This window comes from Burkholderia sp. E168m15, from assembly GCF_016586105.1.
Classification (GTDB): domain Bacteria; phylum Pseudomonadota; class Gammaproteobacteria; order Burkholderiales; family Burkholderiaceae; genus Burkholderia; species Burkholderia orbicola.
In genome coordinates, this window is record NZ_BCPO01000120.1 from 1 (window position 1) to 20142 (window position 20142).

Annotated in this window: 19 protein-coding genes; 12 read left to right on the top strand and 7 right to left on the bottom strand. The window is 65.1% G+C overall.

Annotated elements, in window-relative coordinates; all coding sequences use genetic code 11:
• The 3 genes from JMF86_RS19290 to JMF86_RS19300 form a co-directional block, all read right to left on the bottom strand.
• The coding region (locus JMF86_RS19290) for an MFS transporter (protein WP_201317109.1) at nt 1-818 on the bottom strand (818 nt) is incomplete at its 3' end.
• 656 nt (nt 819-1474) lie between these two features.
• On the bottom strand, nt 1475-2413 hold the full coding sequence (locus tag JMF86_RS19295; RefSeq protein ID WP_011547487.1) for a response regulator transcription factor: 939 nt from the start codon (nt 2411-2413) through the stop codon (nt 1475-1477).
• A 67-nt stretch (nt 2414-2480) separates the two neighbouring features.
• A complete protein-coding gene (locus JMF86_RS19300; RefSeq protein WP_011547488.1) occupies nt 2481-5903 on the bottom strand; it encodes an ATP-binding protein in 3423 nt (1140 codons plus the stop codon).
• 224 nt (nt 5904-6127) lie between these two features.
• Here JMF86_RS19300 and urtA point away from each other — a divergent pair, with 224 nt between their 5' ends.
• The 8 genes from urtA (at nt 6128) to JMF86_RS19340 (ending at nt 13855) form a co-directional block, all read left to right on the top strand.
• Nucleotides 6128-7402, top strand: coding sequence for an urea ABC transporter substrate-binding protein (gene urtA / locus JMF86_RS19305; protein ID WP_011547489.1), 1275 nt, complete (start codon nt 6128-6130; stop codon nt 7400-7402).
• Between the two features lie 55 nt (nt 7403-7457).
• Nucleotides 7458-8375, top strand: coding sequence for an urea ABC transporter permease subunit UrtB (gene urtB, locus JMF86_RS19310; RefSeq protein WP_011547490.1), 918 nt, complete (start codon nt 7458-7460; stop codon nt 8373-8375).
• Between the two features lie 55 nt (nt 8376-8430).
• Entirely contained in the window at nt 8431-9600 is a 1170-nt protein-coding gene (gene urtC, locus JMF86_RS19315) for an urea ABC transporter permease subunit UrtC (protein WP_011694773.1), read from the top strand.
• A 3-nt stretch (nt 9601-9603) separates the two neighbouring features.
• Nucleotides 9604-10347, top strand: a complete 744-nt coding sequence (gene urtD, locus JMF86_RS19320) for an urea ABC transporter ATP-binding protein UrtD (protein WP_006478796.1) — start codon at nt 9604-9606, stop codon at nt 10345-10347.
• Between the two features lie 34 nt (nt 10348-10381).
• Complete coding sequence (gene urtE, locus JMF86_RS19325) at nt 10382-11071, top strand: urea ABC transporter ATP-binding subunit UrtE (RefSeq protein ID WP_006478797.1); 690 nt, start codon at nt 10382-10384, stop codon at nt 11069-11071.
• A gap of 62 nt (nt 11072-11133) precedes the next feature.
• Entirely contained in the window at nt 11134-12372 is a 1239-nt protein-coding gene (gene fmdA, locus JMF86_RS19330) for a formamidase (RefSeq protein ID WP_006478798.1), read from the top strand.
• Between the two features lie 37 nt (nt 12373-12409).
• On the top strand, nt 12410-12745 hold the full coding sequence (locus JMF86_RS19335) for an FmdB family zinc ribbon protein (RefSeq protein WP_011547492.1): 336 nt from the start codon (nt 12410-12412) through the stop codon (nt 12743-12745).
• 84 nt (nt 12746-12829) lie between these two features.
• Nucleotides 12830-13855 (top strand): aliphatic amidase, encoded by a 1026-nt coding sequence (locus JMF86_RS19340; RefSeq protein ID WP_011547493.1) that lies wholly within the window; start codon nt 12830-12832, stop codon nt 13853-13855.
• A gap of 121 nt (nt 13856-13976) precedes the next feature.
• Here the strand turns inward: JMF86_RS19340 and JMF86_RS19345 are convergent, their stop codons facing one another.
• Both JMF86_RS19345 and JMF86_RS19350 read right to left on the bottom strand, forming a co-directional pair.
• Complete coding sequence (locus JMF86_RS19345; protein WP_011547494.1) at nt 13977-15146, bottom strand: porin; 1170 nt, start codon at nt 15144-15146, stop codon at nt 13977-13979.
• Between the two features lie 378 nt (nt 15147-15524).
• Nucleotides 15525-15830: a DUF4148 domain-containing protein gene (locus JMF86_RS19350; protein ID WP_006478802.1), complete on the bottom strand. Its 306-nt coding sequence runs from the start codon at nt 15828-15830 to the stop codon at nt 15525-15527.
• Between the two features lie 277 nt (nt 15831-16107).
• On the opposite strand from JMF86_RS19350, the gene JMF86_RS19355 reads away from it, so the two are divergent.
• From JMF86_RS19355 to JMF86_RS19370, 4 genes are all read left to right on the top strand, one after another.
• A complete protein-coding gene (locus tag JMF86_RS19355; protein WP_011547495.1) occupies nt 16108-16317 on the top strand; it encodes a hypothetical protein in 210 nt (69 codons plus the stop codon).
• A 292-nt stretch (nt 16318-16609) separates the two neighbouring features.
• A complete protein-coding gene (locus JMF86_RS19360; protein WP_011547496.1) occupies nt 16610-17356 on the top strand; it encodes a response regulator transcription factor in 747 nt (248 codons plus the stop codon).
• Between the two features lie 79 nt (nt 17357-17435).
• The gene (locus JMF86_RS19365) at nt 17436-18767 is read left to right on the top strand and encodes a HAMP domain-containing sensor histidine kinase (protein WP_041489379.1); all 1332 of its coding nucleotides are present in this window, start codon (nt 17436-17438) and stop codon (nt 18765-18767) included.
• Nucleotides 18768-18824: 57 nt separating this feature from the next.
• Nucleotides 18825-19508 (top strand): response regulator transcription factor, encoded by a 684-nt coding sequence (locus JMF86_RS19370; protein ID WP_011547498.1) that lies wholly within the window; start codon nt 18825-18827, stop codon nt 19506-19508.
• A 67-nt stretch (nt 19509-19575) separates the two neighbouring features.
• Here JMF86_RS19370 and JMF86_RS19375 read toward each other — a convergent pair whose 3' ends face one another.
• Together JMF86_RS19375 and JMF86_RS19380 are read right to left on the bottom strand one after the other, a co-directional pair.
• A complete protein-coding gene (locus JMF86_RS19375) occupies nt 19576-19731 on the bottom strand; it encodes a hypothetical protein (RefSeq protein WP_166488165.1) in 156 nt (51 codons plus the stop codon).
• A gap of 81 nt (nt 19732-19812) precedes the next feature.
• A complete protein-coding gene (locus JMF86_RS19380) occupies nt 19813-20085 on the bottom strand; it encodes a DUF4148 domain-containing protein (RefSeq protein WP_011547500.1) in 273 nt (90 codons plus the stop codon).
• Nucleotides 20086-20142 lie beyond the last annotated feature (57 nt).

Below are 20142 nucleotides of genomic sequence, written 5' to 3' on the forward strand. Positions count from 1 at the left end.
GTGAACGCGGCGACGCCGAGGCCGGCAACGAGAGCGGGGCGTACCCAGGGCTCGCGCATCGTGCGCCACCCCGATGTCGCGCCGTCCTGCTGCCGCTCGACCACGTCCCGAATATCGGCAATCTCGTGTCGGACGGCCGCTTGGGATTCCCGCACCTTCGACAACTCGCCATGCGCGTCGGCGATGCGATCCTGCTCGACGAGCCAGCGCGGGCTGCGCGGCAGTCGGGTCATGCCAACCATCAGGATGACCGACGGGATGACCGCGATACCGATCATCGCGCGCCAGGAAAACAGGTCGTTACCCGCGACGCCGATCAGGGCCGCGAGCAGGATGCCGATGCCGATCGAGACGTTGAAGTAGGTCACCAGGCGGCCGCGCTTGTCCGGCTCCGCGAGTTCCGCGATGTAGGTCGGCACGATCTGCGTCGAGCCGCCGACCGCGAATCCGAGCACGAGCCGGGAAGCGGCAAGGGACCACGCGTCGGGCGAGAGGGCGGCAGCCAGCACGCCGGCCGCATAGATCGCCGAGACGATCGTAATGGTCTTGCGGCGTCCGAATGCGGCCGACATGCGGGTGCCGGCCAGCGCACCGATCACCGCGCCGAGCAGGATCGCCGCGGCGACGAGCTCCTGTGCGCGGTAGTCGAGGCCGAAGTCTCGCGCGATGAGGGGCAGGGCGCCAGAAATGATGCCGGTGTCGTATCCGTAGAGCCCGCCGGCGATCGCCGCGATCGATGCGACGGTGCGCATGTAGGCGGACGGGGTGGGCCGGGGGCGGGCCGCGGGTGTGTCGGGAAGGGCGGAATCAGAAGCCATGACGGTTTTCCTTGTGGTGCGGCTCGTCGCACGGGCGAACGAACGCGTAACGTGACGGCATGTGCCCACTCCGGTAACAGGCGTTGCCGCACGTGCGGCAATGCGTCGCTGAAGTCGCGGAGCGGGAAGTCGCGAACGGGCGCTCAGGCGAGCGCGTGGATGTGGCCGGGCGGCGTGCCGCCGCGTCGGGCAGATGGAACGCGCCGACAGGAGGGACTTCCGGTTTGTACGGGGGGTGATTGCTTCGTCATGTCGGTCACCGAGTAGGGAAATCGCTCACGGCCCATCCAAACCGGTTTGGGTCGAAGGCGCGACGATTCCTCTGGTTGAGCACGATCTGGAGCCGCACTTTGGAGCAAGGCGCCAGTGTCTCCTCTGGCGCTTCACGGCCTGCGTGGCAGGCGAACGATTCCGCCGTTGCCCGGTGGAATCGTGACGGTATTTCGGCGGACCAACAGGTCAGGCGCCGAAACAGGGGAGGCCAGCCGAGAGGGGCTGGCGGGCTATGGCCTCGTGGCGCGCGCTACAGGACGCATGTCGCCCGGGGCATGAACAATTATCCAGAATCAGAGCAAAAGATCAAGTTTACGAAATTATGCCCCGGCGGGCGGCCCGATAAGGGTGCGGCAAGTTGACGATCCGGCGATGCCGCCCTGTCACGTGCGCTCGAGCATCTTGATCGCCGCGGCGGCCGCGCCCGCACGGGTCTCGACATGGAGCTTGCGGAACAGGTGTTCGAGATGCTTGTTCACCGTGCGCGCGGCGATGCCCAGAATGTCGCCGATATCGCGGTTCGTCTTGCCGTGCGACACCCAGAGCAGCACTTCGGCCTCCCGCATGGTCAAGCCGAAGCGTTCGGCGAGTGCATTGCAATGCACGGTGTCGTCTCTTTCCTTGAGGATCACGATCCATTCGCCCGGTTCCGGGCCGCGCGTCGCGCTGGCCGAGCGGCGTATCGGGCCCGAGCTGAATTCGTGCACGGCGTCGCCCGGGGCGCCGCGCGCGAGCCAGTCGACGAACCACGTGCGCAGTAGCGCGGGCAGCTGCGTCGGCGCGTCGGTATCGCGTGCGGTCGTGGGTTGCCGGGCATCGGCGGGGGCGTCATGCGCGGTCGTGTATGCAGCGATATGACGCGCAGCCTGCGGGCTCTGCCACCGAATCGTGCCGTCCGCGCCGACGATCAGCGCCGCGCGCGTGTCGAGCGACAGTGCCGCCTCCGCGTACAACTGCGCACGTGAACGCCGTACATGGGCGCCGATGCGTGCGCACAATTCCTCGGGCTGCACCGGCTTGGTCACGTAATCGATGCCGCCTACACGAAAGCCGCGTACGACATGTTCGCTCTCCGTCAACGCAGTCATGAAGATGACGGGCAGATGCTCGTGGCGTCCATCCTGCTTGATCCGCACGCATGTTTCGAAGCCGTCCATGTCGGGCATCATCGCGTCGAGCAACACCACGTCGGGTGTCACGCGCGCGAGGCGTTTGAGCGCATCCTCGCCGGACAGCGCGACGATCACCACGTAGCCGTGCGCCTGCAGCGTGTCGGAAAGAAAGGCGAGGTTCTCCGGCGTGTCGTCGACGATCAGGATCATGGGCCCTTCGCGCAGCCACGCGGCCGGGTCGCCGGCGATCGGGGAGGCCGCGATCGTGGTGTGCGGGTCACGCGTTCGCGCCGCGCGCGAGTCGGTCAAGTTCATGCTCGAGTTCCCTTAGCTGAAAACGTTCCGCCAACGAGCGCAACGCGTCGATTTGATCCCGCAATCCGGGCCGGGCCTCGCGGGCAGCGTCGAGCGCTTCGATCACGCCCTGTACGTAGCCGACTTCGAGATGCGCATGCAGATGTTCGATGAGCTCGCGTGGCCACACGGCGGGCGTGGGCGGCTGTGTCGCCGCCGGTCGCGCGCTGGCGCCGGCGTCCGATGCGATCCAGTCGAGCGCCAGCAGTTGCGCGAGCTTGTCGAGCAGCAGATTCACCTGCAGCGGTTTCACCAGATAGCCCTTGCATCCGGTCGCGCTCGCCCGATCGCGGTCGTCGGCGAATGCGTTCGCGGAGAGCAGCACGATGGGCGCGTTCGACAACTGATTCTCGGAGATCAGGCGGCTGGTTTCGTAACCGTCCATCAGCGGCATCGAAATATCCATGATGATCGCGTCGGCCGTGTGCATCGCCAGCCAGCGCAGCGCATCGGTGCCGCTGGCGGCTTCAGCGACGTCGAAGCCGAGCGGCGTGAGCAATTGCACGACGATGTCGCGCTGATCGTCGAGGTCGTCCACCACGAGAATGGTGCGGCGCGCGCCCGTATAGCCGCGAATCGACGCGAGTTCGGCGTGGGTTTCGGCCGCCGCGTCGACGGCCGGGGCGAACAGGCGCACCACGAAGCGCGTGCCGTGCCCGACTTCGCTGTCCACTTCCAGGCTGCCGCCGAGCGCTTGCGTGAGCAGGCGGCAGATCGTGAGCCCGAGACCGGCGCCGTGATCGTACGCATGGGCCGCTTCGCCGCGTTCGAACGGCAGGAACAGGCGCTCCAGTTCGGCGGGCGGGATGCCGGGGCCGGTATCGATCACCTCGAATTTGAGCGTATCGAGCACGTGGCTGACGCGCAGCGTGATCGTGCCGCTCGACGTGAAGCGGATCGCATTGCCGATCAGGTTGGTGAGGATCTGGCTCATGCACTTCTGGTCGGTGCGCACGGTGGCGGGCAGCCGACCGACTGTCTGCACGTCGAAGGCGAGCGCCTTTTCGAGCGCCTGCGGACGCAGCATCGACGTCAGGTGCGCGACGAAATCGGCGAGGGATACCTTGGCGACGTTCAACTGAAGCTTGCCCGCCTCGATGCGCGCGATGTCGAGCAGGCCGTCGACGAGCGCGAGCAGATGCTCGCCGCTGCGATGGATCGTGCGCACGGCGTTGTAGCGCATGGGCGTGAGTTCTTCCTTCGCCTGCAGCAGTAACTGTGCGTAGCCGAGAATGCTGTTCAGCGGCGTGCGCAGCTCGTGGCTCAAGCCGGACACGTAACGGCTCTTGGCCTGGTTGGCCGATTCCGCGGCGGCGGTCGCGCGCTTGAGCGCCGCGTCGGTTTTCTGATGCGCGTCGATTTCGAGCATCAGCAATTCGTTTTGCCGCTGCGACTCTTCCTGCGTGACGCGGCGGTTTTCGCGCTCCAGCACGAACCACCAGGCCGCGATGCAGCCCACCAGCGAGAGCGCGAGAAAGATATTCAGAAAGCTGCCCGAAAGCGCATGAGCGATCGATGGCCCGGCGGCGCGCATCGAAGTCGCGCTCTGCGCCCAGATCAGATAGAGCACGCTGCCCAGCACCGCGAGCATGGCCAGCACGAGGCTCGCATAGTGAACGAGGCGCAGCGCGGCGGGGCCGAGCCGCGCGCCCGGCAGCACGCGATGCAGCGCGCGGTCGGCCTGCGACGCGAAGCGTGCGTGCGGCTTGCAGCGATCGTGGCAGCGCGAATCGAGCGAGCAGCACAGCGAGCAGATCGTGCCGCCATAGGCCGGGCAATGCGCCGTATCGTCGGGTTCGAAGGTGTTTTCGCAAATCGCGCAGCGCAGCGAAGTGGCGTCGCCGGTCGGTTGCGCGGCGCGGGCAATGTAATAGCGGCCGCGGGTGAGTACCGCGAGCAGCGGCGCGCAGGCGAACGCCGCACCGAACGCGATGAACGACGACATCGCCTGGGCGAGCACGCCGAACAGGCCGCTGTGCGCGAGCATCGCGACGGCGGCCGCGATCAGCATCGCACCGACGCCCACGGGGTTCACGTCGTAGAGATGCGCGCGCTTGAACTCGATATGTCGCGGGCTATAGCCGAGCGGCTTGTTGATGACGAGATCGGCGAACAACGCGCCGATCCACGCGATCGCGATGTTCGCGTAGAGCGACAGCACCTTGGCGATCGCATCGAACACGCCCATTTCGACGAGCAGCAACGCGATCATGACGTTGAACACGAGCCATACCACGCGGCCCGGATGGCTGTGCGTGAGCCGCGCGAAAAAATTGGACCACGCGAGCGAGCCCGCATAGGCATTGGTCACGTTGATCTTCAACTGCGAGACGATCACGAACAGCGTCATCGCGGGCAGCGCCCAGCTCGCGAGCCCCAACGGATCGAGCAGCAGATGATAGGCGACGAGGTACATCTGCGTCGGCTGGGTGGCGTGGGCAGAATCGACTTCGTACTGCAGCGCGATGAAGGCGAGCAATGCGCCGCCCAGCATCTTGAGCGCGCCGGGCACGATCCAGCCCGGCCCCGTCGAGAGCAACGCGAACCACCAGCGCGTGCGGTTCTTCGCGGTGAGCGGCGGCAGGAAGCGCAGATAGTCCACCTGTTCACCCACCTGCACGATCAGCGCGAACACGACCGTCGACGCTTGACCGAACGCGATCAGGCTGAAAGCGCGGCCTTGCGGCGCGAAGCCCGCGAAGGTGGTCCATTGCGCGATCAGGTCGGAATGGCGCCACAGCACGGCTGCGTAGGGCAGCACGAACAGGACGAGCCACAGCGGCTGCGTCCAGCTTTGCAGGCGGTTGATCAGCGTGATCCCGAACATGACGATCGGAATCACCACGAGCGAACTCACGACGTAGGCGATCGCCAGCGAAATATGGAAATACAGCTGAAGCGCGAGCGACATGATGGCCGCTTCGAGCGCGAAGAAAATGAACGTGAACACCGCATACAGCAGTGACGTGACCGTCGAGCCGATATAGCCGAAGCCCGCGCCGCGCGTGAGCAGGTCCATGTCCACGCCGTAGCGCGCCGCGTAATAGCTGATGGGCAAGCTGGTGAGCCAGATCAGCACGGAGACGGCCGCAATGGCCCAGACCGCGTTCGTGAAGCCGTAATTGACGACGAGACTGCCGCCGATCGCTTCCAGCACCAGAAACGACACCGCGCCGATCGCCGTATTGGCCACGCGCAGCTCCGACCAGCGCCGGAACGAGCGCGGCGTGAAGCGCAGCGCATAGTCCTCGAGGGTTTCGTCGCCGACCCAGGCGTTGTAGTCGCGGCGCACCTTGACGATGCGTTGCGTACCGGGCGCGCCCACTGACGGGTGACTCTGGGACATGACGATGATCCGAAATGGTGCGAAAGCGGCACGAGCGGGGCGCGGACGGCACAACGGCGGACCACGCCGCTCAGGAGCGCCCTGCAATGCAAATTACATTCCAGCCCGCGCACCGGGAATACGTCGATTGACGTATTCCGATCCTCAAATTGGCTTCCTACATTGCGTCCAACCTCGACCCAGCCCGCAGCGACCCGCGCCGGGCACCCGATAAGGAGAACGTGATGTCAGCAGACGATCGATTCGATGACGATGCCCGGATGCCTTCGCCGCTGCGCCGGAAAATGCTCGGCGGTCTCGCCGCCGCGCCGCTGATGGCGCTGGGCCTGCCGCGCGGCGCGTATGCGCAGACGCCGCCCACGGCGAAGGTCAACACCACGCGCCTCGCGGTCACGGACACCACGGTGACGGTCGGCCAACTGCACTCGGCCACGGGCACGATGGCGATTTCCGAAACCGGCTCGATCCAGGCCGAGCGCCTCGCCATCGAACAGATCAACGCGATGGGCGGCGTGCTGGGCCGCAAGATCCAGATCATCCAGGAAGACGGCGCGTCCGACTGGCCGACCTTCGCCGAAAAGTCGAAGAAGCTGCTGGAGAACGACCACGTCGCGGCCGTGTTCGGCTGCTGGACCTCGGCCTCGCGCAAGGCGGTGCTGCCGGTGTTCGAGAAGGACAACGGCCTGCTGTATTACCCGACCTTCTACGAAGGCCTCGAACAGTCGAAGAACGTGTTCTACACGGGCCAGGAAGCGACCCAGCAGATTGTCTGGGCGCTCGACTGGGCCTCGAACACGAAGAAGGCCAAGACCTTCTTCCTGATCGGCTCCGACTACATCTGGCCGCGCACGTCCAACAAGATCGCGCGCCGTCATATCGAACAGCATCTGCACGCGAAGGTGGTGGGCGAGGAGTATTACCCGCTCGGCACGACCGAATTCGCGTCGCTGATGAACAAGATCAAGCTGGCGCGCCCGGACTGCATCTTCGCGACCGTGGTGGGCGGCTCGAACGTGGCGTTCTACAAGCAGCTCAAGGCCGCGGGCATCACGCCGCAGAAGCAGTTCCTGCTGACGCTGTCGGTGACCGAGGACGAAGTGCTCGGCATCGGCGGCGACAACTTCGCGGGCTTCTATTCGTCGATGAAGTACTTCCAGTCGCTCGATAACGACAACAACAAGAAGTTCGTCGTGGCGTTCAAGGCGCGCTACGGCCAGAAGTCGGTGATCGGCGACGTGACCCAGGCCGCCTATCTCGGCCCGTGGATCTGGAAGGCTGCGTGCGAGCGCGCGGGCAGCTTCGACGTGGACAAGGTGGTCGCGCATTCGGCCGGCATCGAAGTGGCGAACGCGCCGCAAGGCTACGCGAAGGTCGATGCGAACCACCATCTGTGGAGCCGCTCGCTGATCGGCCAGGGCCAGGCGGACGGCCAGTTCAAGGTCGTCGCGCAGTCGGAGCAGCCGATCCAGCCGAATCCGTTCCCCAAGGGCTACATGTAATCCGTCAACCGCAGCGGCGCGGCGGCCGATGACGCCGCCGCGCGAGGAGCGTTCGATGTCCGCTACCGATATTTTCAACATCACGCTGATGCAGGGCTTCGCCGGTCTGAGCCTCTTCAGCGTCCTGCTCCTGATGGGGCTCGGGCTCGCCGTGATCTTCGGCCAGATGGGCGTGATCAACATGGCGCACGGCGAATTCATGACGATCGGCGCCTATACGGTCTACCTGTTTTCGTGGTTTTCGCAGAACGTCTGGCACGCGCTCACGCCCGTGTATTTCTTCTTCGCGATTGTCGCGGCGTTCGCGCTGGCCTTCGCGGCGGGCTGGCTCGCCGAATGGGCGCTGATCCGCCATCTCTACAAGCGCCCGCTCGACACGCTGCTCGCCACCTGGGGCCTGAGCCTCGGCATGCAGCAGGTGTTCCGCTCGACCTTCGGGCCGAAGGAGGTGAGTCCGGCGCTGCCCGACTGGCTGATGGGTTCGTGGGAACCTACGCCCGGCCTCGACATTCCGGTGAGCGGCATGTTCGTGATGGGCCTCGCGCTGCTGATGACGGGCGGCCTGCTGCTCGCGCTCTATCGCTCGCGGTGGGGCTTGCGCGTGCGCGCCACGGTCGCGAACCGGCCGATGGCGAACGCGGCGGGCATCAACACGCGGCGCACCGATCGCATGACGTTCGCGATCGGCTGCGGCATCGCGGGCGTGGCGGGCGCGGCCTTCACGGCCATCGGCTCGACGGGACCGACGAGCGGCTCGCTCTATATCGTCGATTCGTTTCTCGTCGTGACGTTCGGCGGCGCGGCCAGCTTGCTCGGTACCGTGGCGTCGGCGTTCGGCATCGCGCAGATGCAGTCGATCAGCGAGTTCTTCCTGTCGGGATCGATAGCGCGCGTGCTCACGCTGCTCACCGTCGTGGTGATTCTCATGCTGCGCCCGCAGGGCCTGTTCGCGTCGAAGGTGCGGCGCGTTTAAGCGTGCGTCGATGAACGCGCGTCATTCACAGCTTCATTCGACTGGAGAGATGGACATGGAACCCATCCAACCCGCGGCGGGCACCGTATCCCCGCGATCCCGCCCGGGCGCGCCGCCGGCCGGCTGGCGCGCTCGCGTCGCGCGGCTCGACGCGTCGGGCTACGCGGGCATCGTGCTGCTCGCGCTGCTGATCGTGGTCGTGTTTCCGCTCGCGCTCGACACGTTCCGCCTGAACCTGATGGGCAAGTACCTGACCTATGCGTTCGTGGCGATCGGCCTCGTGATCGCGTGGGGCTACGGCGGGGTGCTCAGTCTAGGCCAGGGCGTGTTCTTCGGCCTCGGCGGTTACGCGATGGCGATGTTTCTCAAGCTCGAGGCGTCCGATCCGGCCGCCACGCACACGCAGACTACGCCCGGCATTCCCGACTTCATGGACTGGAACCAGCTCACCGCGCTGCCCACGTGGTGGAAGCCGTTTCACTCGTTGCCGTTCTCGATCCTCGCGGTGCTCGTCGTGCCGACGGCGCTCGCGTTCGTGATCGGCTACGCGATGTTCAAGCGGCGCGTGGGCGGCGTGTACTTCGCGATCATCACGCAGGCGGTCGCGCTGATCCTCTCGGTGCTGATCATCGGCCAGCAAGGCTATACGGGCGGCGTGAACGGCATCACCGATCTGCGCACGCTGCTCGGCTGGGACATCCGCACCGATCACGCGAAGCTCGTGCTGTATTTCGTGAACGCCACGCTGTTGATCGGTGCGCTGCTCGTCGGCCGCTGGGTTCAGCGCAGCAAGCTCGGCACGCTGCTGCTCGCGATGCGCGACAAGGAAGACCGCGTGCGCTTCTCGGGCTACGACGTCGCGATGTTCAAGGTGTTCGCGTTCTGTCTCGCGGCGATGCTCGCGGCCATCGGCGGCGCGATGTTCACGCTGCAGGTGGGTTTCATGTCGCCGTCGTTCGTCGGCATCGTGCCGTCGATCGAAATGGTGATCTACGCGGCCATCGGCGGGCGCATGTCGCTGGTCGGCGCGGTGTACGGCGCGATCCTCGTCAATCTCGGCAAGAGCTGGTTCTCGGAGAGCTTTCCGAACCTCTGGCTCTATCTGATGGCGGCGATGTTCATCGGCGTGGTGATGGTGTTTCCGAACGGGCTGGCGGGCCTCTACGACGAGCATGTGCGCCCGCGCGTGCGGCGGCTGCTCGGCGTGGCGAACAAGGAGGCGTGAAGCATGAGCAATACCGACTTTCTGCTCGCGATCGAAGACCTGACCGTGTCGTTCGACGGCTTCAAGGCGATCGATTCGCTCAATCTCTATCTCGAACGCGGCGAGCTGCGGGTGGTGATCGGCCCGAACGGCGCGGGCAAGACCACGCTGCTCGATCTCATCTGCGGCAAGACGAAGGAAACGGCGGGCAGCATCAAGTTCCGCAACGAGGAAATCACGCGTCTTGCGGAATTCCGCCGCGTGCGTCAAGGGATCGGCCGCAAGTTCCAGACGCCGTCGATCTACGAAAACCTGAGCGTCGCGCAGAACCTCGAAGTGTCGTTTCCGCGCGGCCGCAGCGTGTTCGGCGCGCTCGCCTATCGCGAGGATACCGAAGTGGCCGATCGCGTGCGCGACGTGGCCGATGAAATCGGCCTCTCCGCCACACTCGATATGGAAGCCGGGCTGCTTTCGCACGGCCAGAAACAGTGGCTCGAAATCGGCATGCTGCTCATGCAGGACCCCGAACTGCTGATGCTCGACGAACCGATCGCGGGCATGAGCGTGCGCGAGCGCGAACTGACGGCCGAACTGCTCGACCGCATCTGCCGCAATCGCTCGATGATCGTGATCGAGCACGACATGGCTTTCGTGGAGCGCATCGCGCACAAGGTCACGGTCATGCATCAGGGGAAGATTCTCGCGGAAGGCCCGATGGCGCAGGTGCAGGCCGACCCGCGCGTGATCGACGTCTACCTGGGCCACTGAGTCCGCCACCGGACGACAACACGGAGAACACATCATGCTGGAAGTCGACGATCTCGTCGTCAGCTACGGCCAGAGCGAGGTGCTGCACGGCATCGACTTTGCCGTCGCGCAAGGCGAAAGCGTGGCCGTGATGGGCCGCAACGGCATGGGCAAGACGACGCTGTTCAAGGCGCTGATCGGCATGCTGCCCGCCAATCGCGGCACGGTGCGCGTGGCCGGCGCCGACGTCTCGAAGGACGAGAGCTACCGCCGCGTGTCGAAGGGCATCGGCTACGTGCCGCAAGGACGGCAGATTTTCGCGTCGCTGACCGTCGAGGAAAACATCCAGACGGGCCTCGAAAACGCACCGAGCCAACGCGTGCCCGACGAGCTCTACGCGTTGTTTCCGGTGCTGTTCGACATGAGAAAGCGCAAGGGCGGCAATCTGTCGGGCGGCCAGCAACAGCAACTCGCGATCGCGCGTGCGCTCGCGACCGACCCGAAAGTGCTGCTGCTCGATGAGCCGACCGAAGGCATCCAGCCGTCCGTCATCAAGGACATCGCCAAGGCGCTCAACCAGATTCGCACGAGCCGCAATATCGCCATCGTCGTGTCGGAGCAGGTGCTGAGCTTCGCGCTCGACGTGGCCGACCGCCTGTTCGTGATCGAGGGTGGGCGCTTCGTGCACCAAAGTACGCGCGATGCGGGCGACACCGACCGCATCCGCGAGTACCTGTCCGTCTGAGCGCGGCGCGGCGTTCGCGCGCCGCGCCGTATGTCAATCCGCGAACCCAAGGAGCGAACGTCATGCCCGAGACTCTCATCAAGGTCGATCTGAACCAGTCGGCCTACGAAAACGAACAGGTGCACAATCGCTGGCACCCCGACATTCCGATGGCCTGCTGGGTCAAGCCCGGCGACGATTTCATCCTCGAAACCTACGACTGGACCGGCGGCTTCATCAAGAACGACGACAGCGCCGACGACGTGCGCGACATCGACCTGTCGATCGTGCACTTTCTGTCCGGCCCGGTGGGCGTGCACGGCGCGGAGCCCGGCGACCTGCTGGTGGTCGACCTGCTCGACATCGGCGCGAAGGCCGATAGCCAATGGGGCTTCAACGGCTTCTTTTCGAAGACGAACGGCGGCGGCTTTCTCACCGATCATTTCCCCAGCGCGCAGAAATCGATCTGGGATTTTCATGGTGTCTACACGAGCTCGCGCCATATTCCGGGCGTGAATTTCGCGGGCCTGATTCACCCCGGCTTGATCGGCTGCCTGCCCGATCCGACTCTGCTGGAAACCTGGAACGCGCGCGAAACCGGCCTGATCGCCACTGCGCCGGAGCGCGTGCCGCCGCTCGCGAATCCGCCGTTCGCGGCCACCGCGCACATGGGCAAGCTCGCGGGCGACGCGCGCGACCAGGCCGCCGCGCAAGGCGCGCGCACGGTGCCGCCGCGCGAGCATGGCGGCAATTGCGACATCAAGGATCTGTCGCGCGGCTCGAAGGTGTTTTTCCCGGTGTACGTGGATGGCGCGGGCCTGTCGGTCGGCGACCTGCACTTCAGCCAGGGCGACGGCGAGATCACGTTCTGCGGCGCGATCGAAATGGCCGGCTGGGTGCATATGCGCGTGAATCTCATCAAGGGCGGCATGGCGAAATACGGTATCCGCAACCCCGTCTTTCAGCCCAGCCCGATCACGCCGACCTATAACGACTACCTGATTTTCGAGGGCATTTCCGTCGACGAGCAGGGCGGCCAGCATTATCTCGACGTCACCACCGCGTATCGCCAGGCGTGTCTGAACGCCATCGAGTATCTGAAGAAATTCGGTTATTCGGGCGCGCAGGCGTATTCACTGCTGGGCTGCGCGCCGGTGCAGGGGCATATCAGCGGCGTGGTGGACATTCCGAACGCATGCGCGACCTTGTGGCTGCCCACGCAGATCTTCGACTTCGACATTCGCCCGAATGCCGACGGCCCGATCCGGTACATCCAGGGCGGGGTGGATCTGCCGTGTTCGCCGGATCTCGCGAAGGCGTGAGCGACACACTGAAATCACGCAAGAACAGGAGGCCGTCATGCCAATCTACGACTTCGAATGCGCAAGCTGCGGGCCGTTCTCCGTCATGCGCCGCATCGCGGATCGCGAACAACCAAGCTGCTGCCCCGACTGCGGCGCGCAAGGCGACCGTGTCGTCAGCGCGCCCTCGCTCGCGCTGATGGGCGGGGCACGCCGTGCCGCACACGCGACCAACGAGCGTGCCGCGCACGCGCCGCGTCAGTCCGGCGACGGGCCGCCACTGCGCCATCGGGCCGGTTGCAGTTGCTGTTCGGGCGGCGCGGCGAAGCTTGCAGGCACGGCGTCGGACGGCCTCAAGCGGCCGGCGGGACGGCCGTGGATGATCAGCCACTAAGGTGTGCCGCGCGCGAGTCGATGCCTGGAAGCAGCGGCCGTCGCGCGCGGCGTCAACGTGTACGTGTTCGAGGAGGAAAGCGTCATGCGACATGGTGATATTTCGAGTAGCCGCGATTGTGTGGGTGTCGCGGTGGTCAACTACAAGATGCCGCGTCTGCACACGAAGGCGGAGGTGCTCGACAACGCGCGCCGTATCGCCGACATGGTGGTCGGCATGAAGCAGGGTTTGCCGGGCATGGATCTCGTGGTGTTCCCCGAGTATTCGACCCACGGCATCATGTACGACCGTCAGGAGATGTTCGATACGGCGTCGACGATCCCCGGCGAAGAGACGGATATCTTCGCGGCGGCATGCCGCAAGGCCAACGTGTGGGGGGTGTTTTCGATCACGGGCGAGCGCCACGAAGCGCATCCGCACAAGGTACCGTACAACACGCTCGTGCTGATCGACAATCGCGGCGAGATCGTGCAGAAGTATCGCAAGATCATGCCGTGGACACCGATCGAAGGCTGGTATCCGGGCGACCGCACCTATGTGACGGACGGCCCGAAGGGCCTCAAGATCAGCCTGATCATCTGCGATGACGGCAATTATCCGGAGATCTGGCGCGACTGCGCGATGAATGGCGCCGAGCTGATCGTGCGCTGCCAGGGCTATATGTACCCGGCGAAAGAGCAGCAGGTGATGGTCGCGAAGGCGATGGCGTGGATGAACAACACCTACGTCGCAGTGGCCAACGCCACCGGCTGGGACGGCGTGTATTCGTACTTCGGCCATTCGGCGATCGTCGGGTTCGACGGGCGCACGCTCGGCGAATGCGGCGAGGAGGAAATGGGCGTGCAGTATGCGGAGCTGTCGCTCGGCATGATTCGCGACGCGCGGCGCAACATGCAGTCGCAGAATCATCTATACAAGCTGCTGCATCGCGGGTACACCGGCACGATCAACTCCGGCGACGGCGTGAACGGCGTCGCGGAGTGCCCGTTCGGGTTCTATCGCGACTGGATTACGGATCCGGACGCCACGCGTCGCCGTGTCGAAGCGCTCACGCGCACAACGCCTGGTACGCCGGAGTGCCCGATCGAAGGTATTCCACACGAAGGCTGAGTGCATGCGCCCGGGTGTAATCGGGCGAATTCCTGAAGGGAATTCGCAGCGGTTTCGATCGACTCACCGGCGCCCGCACCGAAGCCGCGCCGAGCGGGTTCCGGTGCGGGACTCTGACGGGTTAGAAGCGATGCACCATGCCCATGCGATAGACCATCTGGTTTGGCCCTGACGACGCGCCAGCCGACGCGTCCACGATCTGGGCATCGTCAAAGCTGGTCCCGGTACGGGCGCTGACGACATGCTGCCACGCGCCTTGCAGATACAGCGAAGTGCGCTTGCTCAGGTCATAGTCGAGCATCATGCCGATCTGGTGCCACTTGGGGACATATTTCGTGTCGGACGTGTACAGATGCGCGATGGTAAACGTGTAGGACGCTCCCAGCCAGAGGGCATGAGTAAAGTAATACTGAGCATTGAGTTCGAAGTTGTCGAATTTCCAAGCGTTCCACGTCGCGCCGTTTTGCAGGGCGGTATTGTCGATCCACGCATTGCCGGCGGGGTTGTAGACATCGACATGGGACCACGCGGCGCCGACGAGTACGTGGGTAAACTGGTAGGAAGCCGCTACGCCGATGTCCTGCTGCGACGAGCCGTTGAAGAGATCGCCACTGTTGACCGCGCCACCCGCCGCGAGCCCGGGATTGTTGAGCTTCAGGTAGGACGCCGCCGCAGTCAGGTTGCCGCTCTGGTAGTTCAGCGTGGCGCCCCAGACGCGATTGTTCGAGAATCCGCCGGGCTGGTTGCTGAAGCCGTACATTGCTTCCGCGGTGAGTCCGCGGTATGTCGGGGTCACGTACTTGACGGCATTGTTGACGCGGAAATCCCAGTCCGTATTGTCGTTGTCGAACGGGTGGGTCGCGATGTCGCCGGCCCAGTTGCCGGCCGCCGTGATGCCGCCGAAGCCGAGCGCGTCGACGCTGGTATCGTACTGGCGTCCGAGCGTGAGCGTGCCATACCGTGACGACGACAGGCCCACGAACGCTTGACGGCCGAACATGCTCGAATCCTGACCGAGCTTGCCGCTGTTCACGTTGAAGCCGTTTTCGAGCTGGAAGATGGCCTTGTCGCCGCCGCCAAGGTCTTCACTGCCTTTCAAGCCCCATCGGCTGCCGAATGTGTCTCCGCTCGACATCTGCCAGGCGCGATGACCGCCTGCATTGCTCGTGAAGTTGAGGCCTTCGTCTATCAGCCCGTATAGCGTGATGCTCTGCTGGGCGTGCGCCGTGCCTGCGAGCAGGAGTGCCGGCGCGAATACGTACCAGGGCAGTTTCTTCGATCGACGTTTCATTTAGTTCCTCTGACGGTGGGGTGGGGCAGTCGGCGCTGGATGGCGCTGACTTCGATGTCGTCCCGGAATGCGATCTCGGCGGACGAGGCAGTGTAGGCAGAGGAAAAGCGGTCGCCGCAACGTGCATGGAAAGACTATTTTTCAGTATTCGAAAGTGTCATGCGCCGAGGGATCTCACGCGGAAAGGTGGGATGCCTTGGAGTCGCATGACGATCGAACGCCTTGCGATGTGTTGTTTTCTATCTTTCGACGATTGACATGAAGATTTATTCGCGTGAAGCGTCGACATATCGGCACGGAATGTCGAGGCTACCCGAAAAAACGCGCGCGGCCACGAGGGCTCGCGCGCAAACTCGGAGAACGGGTGCAGCGGACGATTCAGTTGCCGCTCGACGCGACGGTATTGGCCGCCCCGGCACAATCGTGCTGGTACTTCTGCATCAGGCGCGCCTGTGCCGAATCGATATCGTCGGGATAGCTGCTCTCGTCTCCGGACGACGGGTTGTAGCCGACGGACTCCAGTTCGTTCAGTTCGTTGACGAGCTGCCGGTGGGAGACCGGGCCGTTCGCATGCACGAACGGATAGTCATGACATTGCGCGGACGTGAGCTTCGTCCCGGCATGCGCGGAGACGCTCAATGCGAGCATGGCGGCGCACACGAGATAACGGACGGGATGATTCATCTTCGGCTCCTGGATAGCGTTGAGTAGAGGCCGTACGGCAGGGTGTCTGCGTCGGTCGCGAGGCGAAGATTAGGCACGGCGGACTAGCTAAACGACAGCGCGATGATGAAACATGTTTTAGGCAAGCCCGGCTCGGGCCATGCACCGGTTGCCGCAGGCATTGAAGGTTAAAGAATCGTTCATGCGCGTGCTTCCGGATGGTTAGGCGCGGCGGCGTATCGTCGAGCGATGGATCGATCGATGCCGCGCGCCGCGCGGTGGACACGGGGGTAAGGCAATGAAATCAAAGGTCATCATGGCTGGGCTGGTCGCGTTGATGGGTGCGTCGCTGCCGGCGTTCGCGAAGGTGCAGGGAACCGGGCTCGCGATCGCCGATGTGACGCTCGCGAACGCGAAAGCCGAACAGCGGGATCGTGCGATCGATGCCGCACGTGATCTCGCGTCGCATCGTGCGGACGCGACCGGCACACGATCGCACCCACGCTGATCGCGCGTTGCCGCGCACCGTTCGCAGCCGGTCGCGGCGGCTCGCGTGCGTCGCGAGCCGTGGTACGAAATCGTGTCGCAAAGGCGAGCATGCCGGGTCGTTTTCAGCCTCCGTTGCAATGTCAAATAAGCCAGGATCGAAGCCGACACGGACGTGATGTTGTCGGATATGAAACTTTCTTCACGAAGCCGGCGCGCATCTTTTACGCGTGCACGCATAAGCTCTGCACGAGCGCGTTCGGCCGTCGGGTATCGAAGCGCATACGTCCCTTCGATGAAGACGAGAATCGTACATGGCATCATCCGCTTCCCCGGTCAACGAGCCCGCCCCGCCTGACAAGCCGGCCGTGGACGGCACGGCCGTCGCGCACGTCCTCACGATCGAAGACGACGAAATCACCGCGAACGAAATAGTCACGGAGCTGGAGGGGCGCGGCTTTACGGTCGAATGGGTGGCGAACGGGCGCGATGGCATGGCCCGCGCGCTCGGCAACGAGTTCGACGTGATCACGCTCGACCGGATGCTGCCGGTGGTCGACGGCCTCGCGATCCTGACCACGATGCGCAGCGTCGGCGTGCGCACCCCCGTGCTGATGCTGAGCGCGCTCGGCGATGTCGACGAACGGGTCCGCGGGCTGCGTGCGGGGGGCGACGACTACCTGACCAAGCCGTTCGATCCCGAGGAAATGGCCGCGCGCCTGGAGGTGCTGCTGCGCCGGAGCCAGGCCGCGCCGGCCACGTTCGACACGACGCTGGTCGTCGGCCCCCTCAAGCTCGACCTGATCTCGCGCAAGGCGTTTCGCGACGGCGAGGAAATCGTGTTGTTGCCGACCGAGTACCGCGTGCTCGAGTACATGATGCGCAATGCCGGGCAAACCATTACGCGGACGATGTTGTTCGAGGCCGTATGGGGCTATCACTTCGATCCCGGCACGAACCTGATCGAAGTGCACATGGGTCGGTTGCGCAGGAAGATCGATCCATCCGATGCGAAGCAGATGATCCAGACCGTACGCGGCGCGGGGTATCGCCTTGGCTGAGCCGGCTACCGCGGCGTCGGCCGCGCATCACGTCCCGCCGGCACCCGCGCGACGCTGGTACTCGAGTACGTTTCGGCTGGTGTCGGTCTATACCGTGACGTTCTCCGTGTCGGTGATGCTGCTGCTCGGTTTCATCGCATCGGTGATCACGCACGACATGGAGCGGGAAACCGACACGGTGATCGATTGGCAGATGATCTACTTCGATTCGATCCAGGACGACCAGCTTGCCGCCGCGATCCTGCACCGGATCGAGCGCGAGCGGATGCATACCAACTACTACGGGCTCTTTACCGCGAACGGCACGCATATCGCCGGCGATGTGCTGGCGTTGCCGGCCGGCCTGCGGCCGAACCGCAGCGGCGTGACGCTCGATCACACGATGCCGATCGCGGGAGACCAGGTGCCGCCGGTCGTCCGCACGATGGCGGAGCGGCGTGCGAACGGCGACGTGCTGGTGCTCGGGCGCGACCTCACGCACATCCTGCGCATCCGCGCGGCGATCATCCAGGCGCTGGTGGGCGGCGGGCTGCTCTGTCTTGGCACCGGCGTCGTGGGCGGTTTGATGCTCAGCGTGCGGCAAATGCGGCGTCTGAAGGAGGTCCGGCGCATCACGCAGTGTATTGCGCAGGGCGACCTCGGCCAGCGGCTGCCGGTCGGCGGACACGACGAGATCGATCTGTTGTCCCATCTCGTCAACCATATGCTCGAGGAGATCGAGCGGCTGATGAACGAGGTAAAGGGGGTCTGCGACGGCATCGCGCATGACTTGCGGACACCGCTCGCCCATGTGCACACGCTGCTCGCGCAGGCGGCACAGCGGGCGGAGCGTCTCGACGATGCCGTGCTGGAGCGTCTCGTCTCGCGGGCACGCCACGAGACCGACGTATTGCTCGATCGTTTCCGGGCGATGCTGCGTATCGCCGAAATCGGTTCCTTGCAGCGGCGCGGCGGATTCGCGGAACTGTCGCTGGAGGATCTGGTCATCGACGTCGGGCAGTTGTTCGAACCGCTCGCGGACAGCCGCGCGATCCACTTCGTGCAGTCCGTCGAGCCGGTGGCGCGGATTCACGGCGATCGCGCACTCTTGTTCGAGGCGCTGAGCAACCTGCTCGACAATGCGCTCAAGTACACGACGTCGGGCGATACGGTGCGCCTGGAACTGCATGACACGCCGTCCGGCCCGCGCATCGACGTGATCGACAATGGCCCGGGCATCGCAGCCGACGAGCGCGAGGCGGTGCTGCGGTCCCGGTACCGCAGCCGCCGTACCGGGCATCTCGCGGGTGCCGGCCTCGGCCTGAGCATCGTGTCGACGGTCGTCAACGTGCACGATTTCACGCTGCGGATCGGCCATGCCGAGCCCGGCACGCGCGTGACGATCGAATGCTGGCCGAGGTCGCTGGGATGATGGTCGGCCGGACGACGCTGCGCGTGTCGGCGTATGTCGGCCGCGAGGCCGATTGAGATGCGCATCCTGCTCGTGACTTCGCCGCATCCGGAAGCGTCGTGGCTGCACAAGGCGCTGCAGGAAAGCGGGCACAGCGTGCCGCGCGCCGACGATCTGCGCGACGGCTTGTTCCTTGCGTCGCAGGAGGCTTTCGACGCGATCGTCGCGACCGCGTTCGAGCCCGGCGGTGATGTCGCGCTGAGGGCGATGCTGCCGCGTTTCGTGGCCGACGGCGGCGGCGCCGCGCTCGTGGTGCTGATCGGCGACGCGTCGGCGCGCGAACGCATCCATATGCTGCGCGCGGGCGCCGATGCGTGTTTCTGCGCACCGTATTCGTTCATCGAGCTGCACGAACGCCTGCAGGCGTTGCAGCGGCTGGCCGGGCCGCGCGAGGCGGGCCGTTCGATCGCAGGGGTGTCCGCGGTCGAGACACTGGCGCGCGAACTCGCGGACGGCAAACTGCGTCTCGCCGTGACGCGCCGGGAATTCCTGTTGCTCGAATGCCTGATGCGCCATCCGAACGCGCCAGTGCCGCGCGACCAATTGATCCGGTACGTCTGGCAGGACAAGGAGGATGTCGATCCGTCGAGCGTCAATCTCGTGGTGTCGCGGCTACGCCGCAAGCTCGCGCGGCATCTGCCCGACGTCCGGATCGATACGGTGAGCCGCTATGGCTACCAGGTGACGCTGCCGGACGCATGAACGCGCGGTTTCGGCCGCGCAATGAACTGACGGGCGCACTGCCGATGGCAGCGCGCCCGTCATGCGTTTACGAGCCGAAGAACGGTATGCAGAAGTCGGGCGGGCCGACACAGTCGCCGGGGCCGTCCGGCTGCGCGGCGGCACAGGCGGACAACATGACGCCGGCGGCAATCGCGACGAGCGCGAGACGGGCGGAACGAGCGAGCAACGGAAGCAGCTTCATGGACGGCGAGCCATTCGGGGGACAGGCGCCGCCGCTGGCGGCGCGAGCCGGGCATCGCGCCCGGCCGCACGGTCGCCCCCATCAATGCGAATAGAGCGTGGAGTTCAGGTATTTGAGCTGCCCGTCCTGTTCGGCTTGCACGAGTTCGGCGTGGACCTCGGCGCGCGTCTTTTCGTGGATCGGCTGGCCGTAGGGCGGCACCCACTGGCCGGCGGCCTGGGTGCCGGGCGCGCCGTCCTTGGTGGCGGCGGGCGACATCCGCATCGGCTGGCTGCCGGTCAGCGCAAACGCGGGAACGGACAGCGTGCCGATTGCGGCAAGCATGGCGGCGGCGACGATGTTGGCGGTTTTCATGTCTGGAGTCCTCATGATGATTGGATGGGCATCTCCCCGGTGCGGCGTGTCGATAGC

Coding starts and splice junctions, on each gene's coding strand:
- JMF86_RS19295 (WP_011547487.1), bottom strand. CDS start 2,413: ATGATCCTGATCGTCGACGACACGCCGGAGAACCTCGCCTTTCTTTCC.
- JMF86_RS19300 (WP_011547488.1), bottom strand. CDS start 5,903: ATGTCCCAGAGTCACCCGTCAGTGGGCGCGCCCGGTACGCAACGCATC.
- urtA (WP_011547489.1), top strand. CDS start 6,128: ATGTCAGCAGACGATCGATTCGATGACGATGCCCGGATGCCTTCGCCG.
- urtB (WP_011547490.1), top strand. CDS start 7,458: ATGTCCGCTACCGATATTTTCAACATCACGCTGATGCAGGGCTTCGCC.
- urtC (WP_011694773.1), top strand. CDS start 8,431: ATGGAACCCATCCAACCCGCGGCGGGCACCGTATCCCCGCGATCCCGC.
- urtD (WP_006478796.1), top strand. CDS start 9,604: ATGAGCAATACCGACTTTCTGCTCGCGATCGAAGACCTGACCGTGTCG.
- urtE (WP_006478797.1), top strand. CDS start 10,382: ATGCTGGAAGTCGACGATCTCGTCGTCAGCTACGGCCAGAGCGAGGTG.
- fmdA (WP_006478798.1), top strand. CDS start 11,134: ATGCCCGAGACTCTCATCAAGGTCGATCTGAACCAGTCGGCCTACGAA.
- JMF86_RS19335 (WP_011547492.1), top strand. CDS start 12,410: ATGCCAATCTACGACTTCGAATGCGCAAGCTGCGGGCCGTTCTCCGTC.
- JMF86_RS19340 (WP_011547493.1), top strand. CDS start 12,830: ATGCGACATGGTGATATTTCGAGTAGCCGCGATTGTGTGGGTGTCGCG.
- JMF86_RS19345 (WP_011547494.1), bottom strand. CDS start 15,146: ATGAAACGTCGATCGAAGAAACTGCCCTGGTACGTATTCGCGCCGGCA.
- JMF86_RS19350 (WP_006478802.1), bottom strand. CDS start 15,830: ATGAATCATCCCGTCCGTTATCTCGTGTGCGCCGCCATGCTCGCATTG.
- JMF86_RS19355 (WP_011547495.1), top strand. CDS start 16,108: ATGAAATCAAAGGTCATCATGGCTGGGCTGGTCGCGTTGATGGGTGCG.
- JMF86_RS19360 (WP_011547496.1), top strand. CDS start 16,610: ATGGCATCATCCGCTTCCCCGGTCAACGAGCCCGCCCCGCCTGACAAG.
- JMF86_RS19370 (WP_011547498.1), top strand. CDS start 18,825: ATGCGCATCCTGCTCGTGACTTCGCCGCATCCGGAAGCGTCGTGGCTG.
- JMF86_RS19375 (WP_166488165.1), bottom strand. CDS start 19,731: ATGAAGCTGCTTCCGTTGCTCGCTCGTTCCGCCCGTCTCGCGCTCGTC.
- JMF86_RS19380 (WP_011547500.1), bottom strand. CDS start 20,085: ATGAAAACCGCCAACATCGTCGCCGCCGCCATGCTTGCCGCAATCGGC.